The sequence below is a fragment of the Syntrophorhabdales bacterium genome (assembly GCA_035541455.1).
In the GTDB taxonomy this organism is placed as follows: Bacteria; Desulfobacterota; Syntrophorhabdia; order Syntrophorhabdales; family WCHB1-27; genus JADGQN01.
Genome location: DATKNH010000048.1, coordinates 1 through 14,493, shown reverse-complemented (window position 1 = coordinate 14,493; position 14,493 = coordinate 1). Strand labels below are relative to the sequence as shown.

Sequence of the window (14,493 nt, the reverse complement as noted above, 5' to 3'; positions counted from 1 at the left end):
CATTGTCGATTTCATTTGAGCTTCTCCGCGATAGAATCAGAAACACCGCCGTTGTCACGAAACTTTCCGGCCTGAACCTCGCAGGAAAGGCGTACCTCGTCGGAGGTGCCATCCGCGAACTGGCGTTGGGACAGTCACCAGCCGATTTTGATTTCGCGCTCGAAATGCAAGAGGATGCGGTCAAGCTTGAAGAGCTGTTCCGTGCAAAGGGATTTCTGCTCGGAAAAAGAGCAGAGCAGGCGTTCCGCCTGATAGGCGATGAAGGCGTCTTGGACCTCACCTTTCTTCAGGGCGATATCCTGACTGACCTGGCTCGCCGGGACTTTACCATGAATGCCATAGGGTACGATACAGCCTCCGGCGAGATCCACGACCCTTACGAGGGGCTTGCAGACATAAGCCGCAAAGTGATCAGATACCCAAGAAAACAATCCATCAGGGAAGATCCTCTTCGTATGTTGAAAGCAGTTCGTCACCTCTCGCTGCTTCCCGGCTTTTTACTCGCACCCGAATTGCGTGATGCAATCCGTGAAGAGAGGGAACTGATCCGACTGACAGCTGCCGAGAGAATAAAGTACGAGCTCGATCTCATCATGCTTTCGCACGATCCGTACAGAGCCGTGGTCACCCTTCGTGACACAGGATTGCTCTTTGAGCTTTTTCCCGAGCTGCGCAATTTAGAGCAGATGGATCGCGAAAAAGGCTTTGAGCTGGAAACCCTGGGACACACCATAGAGGGGTTCAGATACCTGGATAGGGCAAGAAGCTTTCATTCCTTTGATGAACAGCAGGTGCGAAATGCAGCCTATGCGCTGCTGTTCCACGACCTCGGCAAGGCTCACACGTTCTCCTATGACGATACAAAAAACCGCGTCCACTTCTTTCATCACGAGAAGCACTCGAGAGATCTGGCAACAGCAATCATGGAGCGTCTCAGGTTCAGCTCACATGAAGTGAGGGTAATCTCAAGTCTCATTGAAAACCATATGCGGGTATTCCTTATAAGCCATGAGGGCGCGACCGAAAAGGCGATCAGGCGTGTCGTGTACAAGATGGAGGATTTGACGCCTCCGCTGGTTCTCCTGACGCTTCTCGACATGTACGGAAGCTCAAATGGAGAGGAAAATGAGACAACTGCACGCGTCAGGCTGAGATGCAGGGAAGCACTCTCTGCGTATGAGGAGTGGGGCAAGGAGCCGCTACCCCGGCTCGTCAATGGACATGATCTTCTGGCCCTGGGCTTTCCCGAAGGCCCTGACATCGGGAAGACCCTCGATCTCATACGAGAAAAGCAGATTGCTGGAGAGATCGTCGACAGAAGTGGAGCCCTGGGATACGCACAAAAGGAGCTGGCGAGTGTTAGCAAAGGGGAAAGTCGGCCTTGACCTCGAACTGCTCTTTCGGTTGATCAAGGGCTGATGAGTAGTGAAGAGGAAGCCCTTACTCGCACCCCTTCCCGCTCTAATTCCAGATAACCCGTTTTTGCACCGGACGGAACCGTAACCCGAATGGTCCGGCCGTCATTACGCAGCCTTTTTGGCAGCGGCATGCCGTTCAAATAGACCGTGACGGATTCGGCGGAGAAAGGGACCTCGATCGCCACTTCGTCGCCCCAGCGGGCCTGGGCAGGAGTAAAGGTAAACTCGAACGCTTTCCTTTCGATCTTCCCCGTCTGATTCCCATTCGCCGGCGCTGGCGTGGGCAAGGTTGTTTCTGTGAGATGTAAATAGACACCAGCGGAGAGAGCAGCGACACCAACAAGAAGGAGCGTGACCCTCGCCCGCGACGTTAAGGGAATTTTCCCCCCCAACTTGCTGACGATGACTATAGAGAATGAAAGCATGGCGAGTGCAATGACAGCCGTCGGTAAAGGAATATGGCCCATAGCACACGTACTATACTGCACCGTGCCACTACTTGCAACAGAGTGCTTTGCCGGGGTGCCGCCTCGCGGCACGGTCGTCGTTCCGACGTGATCGTTCATCGTTAGTGTTGCGCCCCACTGTGTAAATTTGTATAATTGCTGAGAGGATACGGTCCATGAGCAATGTCGCCATATTGTGGGATCTCGAGAACGTGAATCCAGGCTCCGATTCCCTCTTCCTCGAGGGACTGATAGAGCATGCGGAAAGCAAAGGCAGAATCGTGGCTGCCCGCGCCTACGGCAACTGGGCCAATCCCGGGTTCTCTAAACTCGCGCCATCCCTTACCAGGAGGTATTTCTACCTGGTTCACGTACCCAAGGGGCGTAAGAACAGTTCTGATATGGTGCTGGTCTCCGATGCCATGGAAGTCATGCGTATCCACGAACACATCGACACCTTCATTCTCGTGACGGGTGACAGCGATTTCCGTTTTCTAGTGCTCGCCTTGCGCCGAGCCGGGAAAATGGTGCACATCGTGTGCAACACACAGAACGCTTCGGAAGACCTCCTCGCGCTGGCAGACAGCTACGTGGATTATCGCGGACTGGTGCCGGGCGGAGATGATGAAGAGTCGCCTACAAAAGGCACACCCGGAACAGAAGAGAAGACGGCTCAGCAGCGAAGTGTCCCGGCACCCACCTCCAAGGAAGACTGGTTCCAACTGCTCGCTGAAGCTGCCGACCTCATGCTGAAGAAAAAGGTGAGCCCGGGACTCGGCTCGGTCAAGATCAGGATGAAGATGTTAAATCCGAACTTCAACGAGAAGAAGCTTAATTTTTCACACTGGAGCGACTTTGTCTCCGCTGCCGTGAAAGCGGGCTTTGTAACCATTGAAGGAAAGGGAGCGGAAGCTCTCGTCTATCCGGTGACCGATGCGCTGAGACGCGAGGGACCGCAACAGAAAGCCTTCGCAATCCTCCTGGAGATCCTGAAAGATCTCGACAAAGGTGGACCCCCTGCGTATCATTCCTATCGCACGGTAAACTCAAGATTGATCGACAAGAAGGTGCAGTTCGGCGCGCTGGGATTCGCCCAGTTCAAAGAGTTCATACAGGCTGCCGAAGCTCGAGGTTTGGTAGAGTCGAAGGTCGAAGGTCTTAAACACGCGGTCAGACGGGTCCAGAACTAGGCCCTGTCACCTTCGCCAATTCCTTATCCAGAGTTCTTCCTGTACCGCCTCTCCAGTTCCTTCACCTTTACATAGATCCTTTTCACCGTGGCCAAGCTGTCCTCCCCGCCTTTCTATCCGCCGCAGCCCTTCCGCACGCGCCCCGATCAGCGATTTCACATCGTGGAAGCCCATTGCGTTTATGAGAGATTTATCTTGACAATGCGAGGCGTGTAATTTATAGAATAGCTACATTTTTTCGGCACCTGTCAGGAACGTCTGACCGATCAAACCACCTCTGCGTGCACGGTCAATTGTTTGCGCTGCCGAACCCAGGAAGGAGGTATGATGGATAGCATCTACAATGGCTTACGATTCCTCAGTAAGATTCTCAATTTCATAGCGGGCGTGGCCCTCACAGGCATGATGCTGCTGACGGTGGCGGACGTCTCCCTGCGGGCAGTCGGCCATCCCCTCATCGGCACCTACGAGATCGTCGCCCTCTCCCTCGCGATCGTGATCGGCTTCGGCATCCCCAAGGTCTCCCTCGACAAGGGGCACGTCTACATGGAGTTCCTCATGGAGAAGCTCTCGCCCAGGGGCAAGGACCTCATGAACACCTTCACCCGCCTCCTGGTCCTCATGCTCTTCATCTTCATCGGCTACAACCTCCTGAACGTAGGGGCCGAGTTCCGCGCCTCCGGTGAAGTCTCCCCTACCATCAAGCTGCCCTTCTACCCCGTCGCCTACGGCGTGGCCGTCTGCTGCTTCTTAGAGTGCATTGTCTTCATTGTCGAAATCGTCAGGATCTGGAGGGGCCAATATGAATGAGGTTACCGTAGGCATCATCTCTCTCGCGCTTCTGCTTGCCATCTTCTCGACCGGCATTGAGTTGGGCTTCGGGATGGCCCTCGTGGGGTTCATCGGCTTCGGCTGGCTCAACGGCTGGACGTCTGCCATGAACCTGATCTCCAGGGACGTCTTTGACGTCATCACCAACTACGGCTACACCGTCTTCCCGCTCTTCCTCCTGATGGGCCAGATCGGCTTCAACGCAGGGATCGCCGTCAGGCTCTACAACGCCGCGCATAAGTTTGTGGGCCATGTGCCCGGGGGGCTCGCCATGGCCACCGTCATCGGCGCCGCCGGGTTCAAGGCCATCTGCGGCTCGGCTGCAGCCACGGCAGCAACATTCGCCAGCGTGGCTATTCCCGAAATGGACCGCTACAAGTACAGCAAGACCCTCTCCACGGGCATTGTCGCCACGGTGGGGAGCTTAGGCTGCATCATACCCCCCAGCGTGACCCTCATCATCATGGGTATCCTCACCGAGCAGTCGATCGGCCAGCTTTTCCTCGCGGGCGTGATCCCCGGCCTGCTCATCTCCGTCGGCTTCATCGGCATCATTTACGGCTGGGCCAAGATGAATCCTGGTATTGCGCCCAAATCGGCCAGGGCGACCTGGAACGAGCGGATGAAGTCCCTTCCCGAGATCTTCTGGGTCCTCGTGGTCTTCTGCCTGGTCGTGGGGGGCATCATGCAGGGCTACTTCACACCCACGGAGGCCGGCGCGGTCGGCACCTTCTTCGTCCTTCTCCTGACCGTCCTCAAACGGGACATGACCTTCAAGAAGTACGTCTCCTCCGTATCAGAGTCGCTCAGGACCGCGGGCATGCTGCTCATGCTCATTGCCGGTTCCGCCATATTCGGCCATTTCATCGCGGTCACCAATATCCCCCAGAAGACCGCAGACTGGGTGGTGACGCTGCCTTTGAACCGCTATATCATCATGATCTTCATCTGTCTTGTCTTCGAGATAGGCGGTTCCTTCATCGACGACCTCGCCTTCATGATCCTTGCAACACCGATCTTCTACCCTGCAGCGCTGAAGCTCGGCTTCCACCCGCTGTGGTTCGGGATATGCATCTGCGTCGTTGCCATGATCGGGGTCGTGATCCCGCCCGTGGCCATCTGCGTCTTTGTCGTGAAGAACATCACCAAGGTGCCCATAGGCCAGATCTACAAGGGCGTGACCCCGTTTCTGATCTCCCTCATCATCGTCTGGGGTCTGCTATTCGTCTTCCCGCAGCTGGTGCTCTGGCTGCCGTCGGTGTTCTTTAAGTGAGATGAGGCCACATGCGTGTACCAAACATTATCAAGGAGGTAGCATCATGATGCGAAGAGTAAGTTTGTTTGTCGTAATCGTCTCTTTTCTTTTGACTATGTATTCAGGTGCCCGTGCCGCGGAACCCATCAAACTGAAGTTCGCCAACTTCTTCCCGCCGACGCACAAGAACGCGGTGCTCTTCGACCAGTACAGCCAAGAGATCAATAAAAGGTCGAACGGCAAGATCGAGATATCCTACTACGCGGGCGGCACCCTCCTGACCGCGCCCAAGATTGCCGCGGGCGTGGCGACCGGCATCGCCGACATCGGGCTTTCCCACTGTGCCTACTCGAGAGGACGCTTTCCGGTCATGGAAATCATGGAACTGCCCCTCGGGTTTCCGAACGGCTGGGTGGGGACGTTCGTCTCCAACGACTTCTATGACAAGTTCAAACCCAAGGAATGGGAACAGTTCCACCCGCTGCTCTTCGGCACCAGCCCGGCCAATGTCCTCCAGACCCTCAACAAACAGGTGAAGACCTTAGATGATCTCAAAGGCTTGAAGATCCGGGGTACGGGCAGGGTCGGCGACCTCGTCAAGGCGCTCGGCGCAACCCCGATGCCCATTGAGATGGTTGACCTCTACGAGTCGCTCCGACGCGGCGTGCTCGACGGGAACATGGGACCCATGGAACAGCTGAAAGGCTTCAAGATCGGCGAACTGGAAAAGTATGTCACCGCCTGCTGGAAGGTGGGAAGCGTCTTTTCCTTCTACGTGGCAATGAATAAGCGTAAATGGGATGCCCTTCCTCCCGACATGAAAAAGCTCTTCGACGACGTGACCAACGAGTACAAACCAAAGTGGGCCCTGGCCTGGAACGAGATAGACATCGAGGGCAGGGAGTTCCTGCAGAGCAACGGCGGCCAGGTGCTGAATATTTCTGATGCGGAATCCGCAAAGTGGATAAAGGCTTCTGAGCCTGTTGTGGTCGACTTCAAGAAGGACCTTGTCTCCAAGGGCTACACCGCCAAAGAGGTCGATTCCTGGATAGCCTTTATCAAAGAGCGCATCGACTACTGGAAGGGCCAGGAGAAAGCCCAGAAGATACCTACGCCGTACCAGTATTAAGCAGCAGACCTGACGTTCCAAGAGCAGACCAATCGCACTCCGCCTGCACCAGGGTGGAGTGCGATTTTCACCTGAATACGTCGCGCAGGAGAAAACATGCCATGATGCCGGTTGAGGAGCCGAAGAAAACCCCGAAGACAATCAGTGAAGCAGTTCAGCAGGTCGTGATGGCCAACAGGATACTCGCGAACGAAGGAATCCTCGATGCCCTTGGCCACGTCAGCCTGAGAAGCCCCGAGAATCCCAACTCGTTTTTCCAGGCGCGCTCAATATCGCCCTTCGAGGTTACCGCAGACGACATTCTTGAGATAGACCTCGATGGAAACGTCTTGACAGAAACAAGCCTGAGGCCTTACGGAGAGCGCATCATCCATGGTGCGATCCTCAAGGCACGCCCTGACATGAATGCTGTGTTTCACGGTCATCCCGCCGCGGTCATACCCTTCTCGGTGACCGGCGTTCCTATTCGACCGGTCACGCACGTGGGAAGTTTTCTCTACCAGGGCGTTCCGGTCTACGATGACTACCAGCCTGATTGCGGCATGCTCATCTCCACAAAAGAAGAAGGGGAACGTCTGGCGCAGCATCTGGGTAACTACAGGGCCCACCTGCTGCGCGGCCACGGCTGCGACGTGGTGGGGGAAAGCATCCTGCACGTGGTGGCTTCTGCCATATACCTGCGCGATAATGCAGCGATGCAGTTCCAGGCGCTGCAACTGGGTGCTGACGTGAAATACCTCTCACCCGCAGAGGCAAAGCGAGCCATGGAGATCGCCCTTTTTAACGCCCTTCCCCTGGAGCGCATGTGGAACTACTGGGTGGCCAGAGTCAAGAGGAATATGTCTGATATGCGGTAAGAAGCCGATGGACGATAGACGATCGCCTTCGGCTCGGACGATGGACGCAACGACGTTTATCGCAATGAGGAGGAAGCATGATTGAATGGCAGGATTTGAGAGGCTGGCTCCAGGAAGCAGAAAAGATCGGCGAATTGGCCAGGATCAAGGAAGAGGTTGACTGGGATGAGGAACTCTCTGCCATTACGTATCTGACGGGTAAGAAACTCGGCGGTCCCGCACTCTTTTTTGAAAAGGTGAAGGGCTACGACAAAGACAAACGGGTACTGAGTAACATCCTGGGCAGCAGCTTGAACAGGATCGCCCTCGCTTTGGGACTTCCTCTCAATACACGCGCCCTCGACATGATCCGGATGACGAAAGACATTTACAAGCGAAGGATCCCCCCGCGGGAGATAAGTGACAAAGACGCACCTATCAATGAAAACACGCTTACCGGAGAAGACATAGACGTCACTATGTTCCCTGCGCCCAAAATGTGGCACCATGACGGCGGCAGGTACATCGGAACGGGCGACTCCATCATCACCCGCGATCCTGAAAGCGGCTACATCAACCTCGGGACCTACCGGCAGATGATCATGAACAAGCGGCAGGTCGGCTTTTATGTCTCTCCAGGCAAAGACGCCCTGCTCCACCGTGAGCGCTGCTGGAGTAAAGGCCAGCCCTGCCAGGTTGCGGCCGTATACGGCACAGATCCCCTGCTCTTCATTTGCTCTGCCATGGGGTTTCCTAAGAACATTTCAGAGTACGACGCGATAGGCGGAATCATGGGCAGGCCCTATGAGGTGGTGAAAGGCAAGACGGTTGATCTCCTGATACCCGCCCATGCAGAGATCGTGATCGAAGGCATTGCCTATCCCGATGACCTGCAGTCCGAAGGGCCCTTTGGCGAGTTCCAGGGCTACTACGGCCGCCCCGGTGGACCGACACCCGTCATTGATGTCACCTGTGTGCGCTTCCGCAACCAGCCGATACTTACAGCCGCCTTGATGGCCGATCATCCTTCGTGTGAACAGAACCTCTTCTTCGGCATCGCACGTTCAGCCAAAATATGGGACGATCTGGAAACGGTGGGCGTGCCCGCCATACGCGGCGTCTACTCAGTGCCTGCGGCGGCCGGTGGATTCGGCATGGTCGTCGTCTCCATCGAGCAGCGATATCCCGGCCATGCGGCCCAGGTTGCGGCGCTCGCCGCGCAGTGTTCCGGCTCCGCGTACTATACCAAATGGATCGTGGTGGTCGACGATGATGTAGACCCTACCGACATAGAGCAGGTGATATGGGCCATGTCCACACGCTGTGACCCGGCAAGCGACATCGACATCCTCCGAAATACCTGGTCAACGTACCTCGACCCCACCAAGAACCCGGCCGAGGAGCGGCCCTACGGCTCCAAGACACTCATCAATGCCTGCAAGGAGCACAGGTTCCTGAAGACCTTCTCCAAACGCACCCGCTTGACAAAACCCACCTACGAGAAGGTGCAGCAGAGGTGGAAGAGCTACGGGTTGCCCTTCGATATACCGGCGATAGACGCGTTCGAGCCGGATCTGTGATTGGGGGGAGAGCGATGAACGCCTTTCTGCGCGCCGTGTTCCGGGTCATTCAATTCATGAAAGTGATCGCAGGCATCGCTCTCACTTTCATTATTCTGCTCACCGTCTGCGACGTGGTGCTCAGGGCGCTCGGGAGGCCCATACTGGGCGTCTACGAGATCGTCGCCATGGCCGGTGGCGTCGTCATTGGTTTTGTCACGCCCTTCACTTCCTGGGTCAGGGGTCATATCTACATGGACTTCGTCCTCGACAAACTCTCGAAGCGCGCCAAGCACGCATTTGAGGTCGCGACGAGATGCGTGGGTGTGGCCCTCTTTCTGATGATAAGCTGGAACGTATTCAAGATAGGCAAGAATCTCTACAGCGTCGATGAGGTAACCCCTACGCTTGAGCTGCCGCTCTACCCTATCGCCTACGGCGTGGGATTCTGCTTTTTTGTGCTCTCGGTGGTGCTCTTCTGCGACATCCTGAAGATCGCCGGGGACAGTTTCGGAGGCGGCCATGAATGAGGTCATTGCCGGATGCGTAGGCCTGGCGGCAGTTCTTGTGCTGTTCCTCACCGGCATCGAACTGGCCTTCTCCATGCTGCTGGTCGGTTTCCTGGGATTCGCCTACCTCGTCTCCTTTGAAGCGGCCATGCACCTTGTAGCGAAAGATCTCTTCGAAGTCTTCGCTTCCTATGGTTACACGGTTTTCCCCATCTTCATCCTGATGGGCCAGGTAGCATTCAACTCCGGCATCGCCAAACGACTCTACGATTCGGCCTACACCTTCATCGGCCACATACCGGGCGGGCTGGCAATGGCAACCGTCGGCGGCGCGACGGCATTTAAGGCCCTCTGCGGCTCGGCCGCAGCCACGGCGGCAACCTTTGCCAGCGTCGCAATACCCGAGATGGATCGCTACCACTACAGCAAGAAGCTGTCCACCGGCATCGTTGCCACGGTCGGGACACTCGGATGCATGATTCCGCCCAGCGTCTTTCTCATCATCTTCGGCATCATCACCGAACAGTCGATTGGTAAGCTTTTCCTCGCCGGCATCATTCCCGGTCTTTTTGTCGCTGCCACCTTCCTGGCCACGATTTATGTATGGGGTAAGAAAAATCCGGCGCTCGCGCCGGCCGGAGAACGGTCGACCTGGAAAAAACGGTTCATGAGCCTCCCTGAAGTCGTGGTGGTGCTGGCAATATTCGTGCTCATGATCGTGGGATTGATGAAGGGATTTTTCACGCCTACCGAGGCCGGAAGCGTGGGCACTGCCGCGGTGGCCCTGCTCGTACTCCTGCGGCGACAGCTCAACTTCAAAGGCTACACCAAGGCCGTGAGCGACTCCATGCGCACCGCGTGCATGATGCTTATGCTGATCGGGGGCTCGGCCGTCCTTGGTCACTTTATTGCCGTAACGAACATCCCTCAGATCATGGCAGACTGGGTGGTGGCGCTGCCCCTCAACCGGAATATCATCATGATCATCATCTGCCTTATCTACATTCTGGGCGGCTCCTTTATAGATGACCTGGCATTCATGATCCTTGCGACACCGATCTTCTTCCCTGCTGTGCTGAAGCTGGGATTCGACCCGATATGGTTCTGCATAATGATCGGCGTTACGCAGATGATCGGCGTGGTCATACCCCCGGTCGCGATTAATGTGTTCATTGTCACCAACATTACGAAGACACCCATGAGCGTGATCTACAGCGGTGTCTATCCGTTCCTGGCCGGCATAGTCGTGTTCGGCGCTCTGCTCTTTCTCTTCCCACAGCTCGCGCTCTTTCTGCCGCACTACTTTATGCCATGATGAACGGCAGTTGTCAGTCATCAGTGATCAGCTGTCCGCAAGAGCTCGTTGAATTCAAAACAAATTGGGGGTGTAGTCATGAAAAAACTGAGTTTGCTTGTGTTAGCGTCGCTGGTGCTGTGCATCGCGTCTCTGCCCTCAGCGCCTCTTTTTGCGCAGACGCCGGTGAAGCTCAAGTTCAGCAACTTCTTTCCTGCAACCCACCAGTACGCCATTCTGGGCCAGCAGTTCTGCGACGAGATAAAGAAGCGCACCAATGGAAAGGTCGAAATCGCGTACTACCCAAGCGGCATTCTCACGACCGCCACGAAAATGTTTGAAGGCGTGGTAAACGGTGTCTCAGACATCGGTCTCTCCCACTGCGAGTACACCAGAGGCCGTTTCCCTGTCACGGAGACGCTCAGCCTGCCACTGGGCTATCCCAGCGGGTACGTCGCCGGTCAGGTAGCAAATGATTTCTACAACCAGTTTCACCAGAAGGAATGGGACGCTGTTCACGTGCTCCTCTTCTATTCAACGGGACCACAGATTATCTCCACGGTGAAGAAGCCGGTAAGAACACTTGAGGACCTGAAGGGCCTGAAGATCAGGGCTACCGGGAGACCTGCCGACGTTTTGAAGGCTCTGGGTGGAACCCCGGTTGGAGTGGAAATGGCAGACATCTACGACGGTCTGCAACGGGGCGTTGTGGATGGACTTCTCACTTCGATGGAAGTTCAGAAAGGCTGGAAGACAGGTGAGATCATCCGGTATGCCACGCTCTCGTACAAGGTGGGCACAGTCTACACGTTCTACATTGTCATGAACAAAAACAAGTGGAATGCGCTTCCCGAAGATGCCAAGAAAATATTCACCGAGACTGCAGCGCAGTGGAAGGACAAGTACGGCGTCGCGTCGAACGACATCGATATAGAAGGCCGTGATTTTCTGTTGAAGAACGGTGGTCAGCTGATACCGCTTTCAGACGAGGAATCGAAGCGGTGGACGACCGCTGCCCACCCCGTCATCGAAAAGCACCTGAAGGAATTGGAGGCTAAGGGAAATAAGAGACCAGACCTGGAAGGCTACCTTAAATTCATAAACGAGCGTGTTCCCGTCTGGACAAAGAAAGAGAAGGAACTAAAGGTAGCATCTCCTTACTAAGAGCAGAGTGAAGCAGGAAAGAGATAAAGAAGGTAGAGGCAAGAGATAAAACAGATAGAGGTTTACCTTTTTCTACTTGTGGCCCAGCTCTTTTGAGATGGACGCCGAGGCTGCGGTCAATTCCTTGATAGCGCGCTGCGTGAACTTTTCATTCACCTGAAACACGGGCATGCAGGCGCCAAGGGCTGCCACAACATTGCCGGAGAAGTCTCGTATGGGCACACCGATGCCCAGTACCCCATCGATTGCCTCTTCCCTCTCGACATAGTAGCCGGACTTCTTTGTCTCATCGAATCTGTGCATCAACTCCCTGACATCGACGACCGTCTTGCTGGTGATCTTCTCCGGAGGGTACGACTGGAGAAGCTTTTTCCTCTGTTCATCCGGCATGTGGGCAACAAGCGTCATCCCCAGCATTCCGTAATACGGCGGTCTTTTCAGCCCTATGTACGAGGAAACCCTGATGATACTTTCCGATTCTCTCTTGTCGATGTAAAGCAGATGCTCGTCTTTTATGATGCCCAGAAGTATCGTTGCCTTGAGGGAATGGGCCAGGGAATCGAGATACGGTGAAGCGACCTTCCGAATGGATAGCGAAGAGTAGACCATCCCCCCCAGCTCCATAAGCTTGAGTCCAAGGCTATACGTCTCCTCTCTCTCGTTATACTTGAAAATCTCGTGCTTCTCGAGGGTCTTCAGAATACGAAAAGCGGTCGTCTTGGACAGACCGGCCCTCTTTGCGATCTGATCGAGGGTGAGCGCTCCCTCGGTATAGGTGTAGAGATTAAGTATCCTGACGGTTTTTTCGAGAACCTTTACGTTATATTTTTGCTCATCCATAGAATCTATACAAACCAACTGGCTTCGACGCCCGGAGGGTCTCTCCCTGTTCCGCTATCATGTGCACAAAGAAATGGGTCGTTTCACGCGTGCCTATTCGGGGCGTTGTTGCCTGATGAATGCTTCGGGCAACACTCTGGGAGCGGACTTTCCCTCTATGAGGAATCTCGGGGCGCGGCTCATATGCATTTTCCGCGCCCCTCTTTCTTTCAAACTTTCTTCGCCTCAGGCGTTACAAATTTGAGCAAGAATGTGAACGTGAGTATGATGTCTGCATTCTTGCTGATCCCGGGCATCTCGTGCGCCAACTCCTTAAGCCTTTTGGCACTCTGCTCTATTGTTGCTATCTCTTTCCTGATTTCGTCCATGGTTATTTACCTCTCAGGTCTTTGAATCGCCGTGCCTTGAGATCGTATCTCGGCAGCGCGCCCTCAGGCTCAAGCGTTACGTTCATCGTCAGGTTAGTTTTCACTTTCGCTCTTTCTTTGACCCGGCCCTTGAGCTCTTCAGCCTTCTCTTTGCCGATGCCTGGCTTGGGCTCGATGCGGAGCGTAAGTTCGTCCATGATCCCCTGTCTCGTGACGACGATTTCAAACTCGACCACTTCAGGGAATTCCTCCCTTATGAACTGTTCTACTGTTTTTGGTGAGAAAAGCACACCGCGGATCTTCCGAAGATCATCGGCTCTTCCCACTACCTCCATGATCTTCCTGGAAGTCCGGCCGCATGCGCAGCCCCCCTTTCCCTTGATGACCATATCGTTGGTGTTGAATCTGACCATCGGAAAGGAATGCCTTCCCAGCGGCGTGATCACGACGACCCCTATCTCGCCTTCCGCCACCTCTTTCGAGAGCGTTTCCCTGTCAAGGATTTCGATCAAAAAGAACGGCTCAATGATATGAAGCCCTTTCTTCTCTTCGCACATGCCAGCCCAGCCGCAGATTTCAGTGCCGCCGATATGGTCGTACACGTGGGCCCCATAGGTCTCTTCCAGCTTGGTGCGCGTCGCCTCCGGGAGGGGCTCTCCTGCGCAGATCATGCGCTCAATGCCCATCGACTTCGGATCGATACCCATCTTGATGGCCTCTTCTGCTATGTTGAGGCCGTAAGTAGGCGTACATCCCATCGCGTTCGCTTTTATCTCGATGATCTTGTTCACGCGTCCCTTGGTGTCCAGCGCTCCACCGGGGACAACCTCGCAGCCCACCTTCTCGCACGCATAATGACATTCCCAGAAAGCAACGTATACGTTGTAGCCGACCGGGAGAAATACCCTGTGGTGAGGCCTGAAACCGGCCATCCAGAGGATGTGGCACCACGATTCCACTCTCCACTGCCAGCTCTCATAGCTCTCCGGCACGTAGACCGGTTTCCCTGTCGTGCCGCTCGTCTGCCGGAAAGAGGAAACATCCTTGATGTCCACACCGAGCAGTGCGCCGTACGGGAAATTCTGGGGCTCTATTTCCTGCTGCGCACGCAACTCATCCTTGTACGTAAAGGGAATCTTCCGGACGTCTTCGATCGTCTTGATGTCACCGACATTGATATCTTTCAGCTTTTCCCTGTACATGGCCGAATGTGTCTTTGCGTACGCCAAATATTCCTTGAAGTACGCAAACTCAATGGCCTGGAGCTGTTCCTGGGGCATTGTCTCCGTGTAAGGATTCCAGTATTTCATGCTTCTAGCCTCCGCATTTCATATTGTAAAACCGTGTTCCTAAATTAACAAACAGATCAGGAATTGTCAACGAAATTCGCATCAGAAACAAAGGTGAGCCGTAACTCAATCTTCCTTTTTGCCTTTGCTCGGGGTTCTTTCGATCTCTTCTCTCCATGCGCTGATCGAGGCTAAAGCATTCTTGATGACGTGTTCTTTCCGCTTCTTGCTGTAGTTGGCCAGGAGGCCGAAATTCACGTTCATCGGTTGAAAATCTTTCCGTGGGGTAGTGACGTACCCGAGCAGCGCGCCCACGGCCGTATCAGGGGGCGGCGGCACGAAAGGCTCACCCCTTAGAAAACTGA

Annotated in this window: 15 protein-coding genes; 10 read left to right on the top strand and 5 right to left on the bottom strand. The window is 54.9% G+C overall.

The annotated features are described in order from the left end of the window. Positions 1-2: 2 nt before the first annotated feature. Positions 3-1,385, top strand: coding sequence for an HD domain-containing protein (locus VMT71_05520; GenBank protein HVN23409.1), 1,383 nt, complete (start codon positions 3-5; stop codon positions 1,383-1,385). A gap of 23 nt (positions 1,386-1,408) precedes the next feature. Here VMT71_05520 and VMT71_05515 read toward each other — a convergent pair whose 3' ends face one another. After that, on the bottom strand, positions 1,409-1,984 hold the full coding sequence (locus VMT71_05515; GenBank protein HVN23408.1) for a hypothetical protein: 576 nt from the start codon (positions 1,982-1,984) through the stop codon (positions 1,409-1,411). A gap of 56 nt (positions 1,985-2,040) precedes the next feature. Here VMT71_05515 and VMT71_05510 point away from each other — a divergent pair, with 56 nt between their 5' ends. From VMT71_05510 to VMT71_05470, 9 genes are all read left to right on the top strand, one after another. Beyond that, complete coding sequence (locus VMT71_05510; protein ID HVN23407.1) at positions 2,041-3,054, top strand: NYN domain-containing protein; 1,014 nt, start codon at positions 2,041-2,043, stop codon at positions 3,052-3,054. A 324-nt stretch (positions 3,055-3,378) separates the two neighbouring features. Next, entirely contained in the window at positions 3,379-3,864 is a 486-nt protein-coding gene (locus VMT71_05505) for a TRAP transporter small permease (GenBank protein ID HVN23406.1), read from the top strand. Further along, positions 3,857-5,158: a TRAP transporter large permease gene (locus tag VMT71_05500; GenBank protein ID HVN23405.1), complete on the top strand. Its 1,302-nt coding sequence runs from the start codon at positions 3,857-3,859 to the stop codon at positions 5,156-5,158. The genes VMT71_05505 and VMT71_05500 overlap by 8 nt, the downstream gene beginning before the upstream one ends. Before the next feature lie 46 nt (positions 5,159-5,204). Continuing rightward, positions 5,205-6,269 (top strand): TRAP transporter substrate-binding protein, encoded by a 1,065-nt coding sequence (locus VMT71_05495; protein ID HVN23404.1) that lies wholly within the window; start codon positions 5,205-5,207, stop codon positions 6,267-6,269. Between the two features lie 101 nt (positions 6,270-6,370). Then, positions 6,371-7,126, top strand: coding sequence for a class II aldolase/adducin family protein (locus tag VMT71_05490; protein HVN23403.1), 756 nt, complete (start codon positions 6,371-6,373; stop codon positions 7,124-7,126). Positions 7,127-7,203: 77 nt separating this feature from the next. Then, positions 7,204-8,685: a UbiD family decarboxylase gene (locus VMT71_05485; protein ID HVN23402.1), complete on the top strand. Its 1,482-nt coding sequence runs from the start codon at positions 7,204-7,206 to the stop codon at positions 8,683-8,685. A gap of 14 nt (positions 8,686-8,699) precedes the next feature. Beyond that, positions 8,700-9,194 (top strand): TRAP transporter small permease subunit, encoded by a 495-nt coding sequence (locus VMT71_05480; protein HVN23401.1) that lies wholly within the window; start codon positions 8,700-8,702, stop codon positions 9,192-9,194. Then, the gene (locus VMT71_05475; GenBank protein HVN23400.1) at positions 9,187-10,488 is read left to right on the top strand and encodes a TRAP transporter large permease; all 1,302 of its coding nucleotides are present in this window, start codon (positions 9,187-9,189) and stop codon (positions 10,486-10,488) included. The genes VMT71_05480 and VMT71_05475 overlap by 8 nt, the downstream gene beginning before the upstream one ends. A 78-nt stretch (positions 10,489-10,566) precedes the next feature. Next, positions 10,567-11,631 carry a TRAP transporter substrate-binding protein gene (locus tag VMT71_05470; protein ID HVN23399.1) on the top strand — a complete coding sequence of 355 codons (1,065 nt, stop codon included), beginning with the start codon at positions 10,567-10,569 and terminating at the stop codon, positions 11,629-11,631. A gap of 72 nt (positions 11,632-11,703) precedes the next feature. Here VMT71_05470 and VMT71_05465 read toward each other — a convergent pair whose 3' ends face one another. The 4 genes from VMT71_05465 to VMT71_05450 form a co-directional block, all read right to left on the bottom strand. After that, positions 11,704-12,471 carry an IclR family transcriptional regulator gene (locus VMT71_05465; protein HVN23398.1) on the bottom strand — a complete coding sequence of 256 codons (768 nt, stop codon included), beginning with the start codon at positions 12,469-12,471 and terminating at the stop codon, positions 11,704-11,706. Positions 12,472-12,680: 209 nt separating this feature from the next. Next, positions 12,681-12,839: a hypothetical protein gene (locus tag VMT71_05460; protein ID HVN23397.1), complete on the bottom strand. Its 159-nt coding sequence runs from the start codon at positions 12,837-12,839 to the stop codon at positions 12,681-12,683. Positions 12,840-12,841: 2 nt separating this feature from the next. Then, positions 12,842-14,149: an AMP-binding protein gene (locus VMT71_05455; GenBank protein ID HVN23396.1), complete on the bottom strand. Its 1,308-nt coding sequence runs from the start codon at positions 14,147-14,149 to the stop codon at positions 12,842-12,844. 105 nt (positions 14,150-14,254) lie between these two features. Continuing rightward, a partial coding sequence (locus VMT71_05450) for a hypothetical protein (GenBank protein ID HVN23395.1) occupies positions 14,255-14,493 on the bottom strand: 239 nt, incomplete at its 5' end.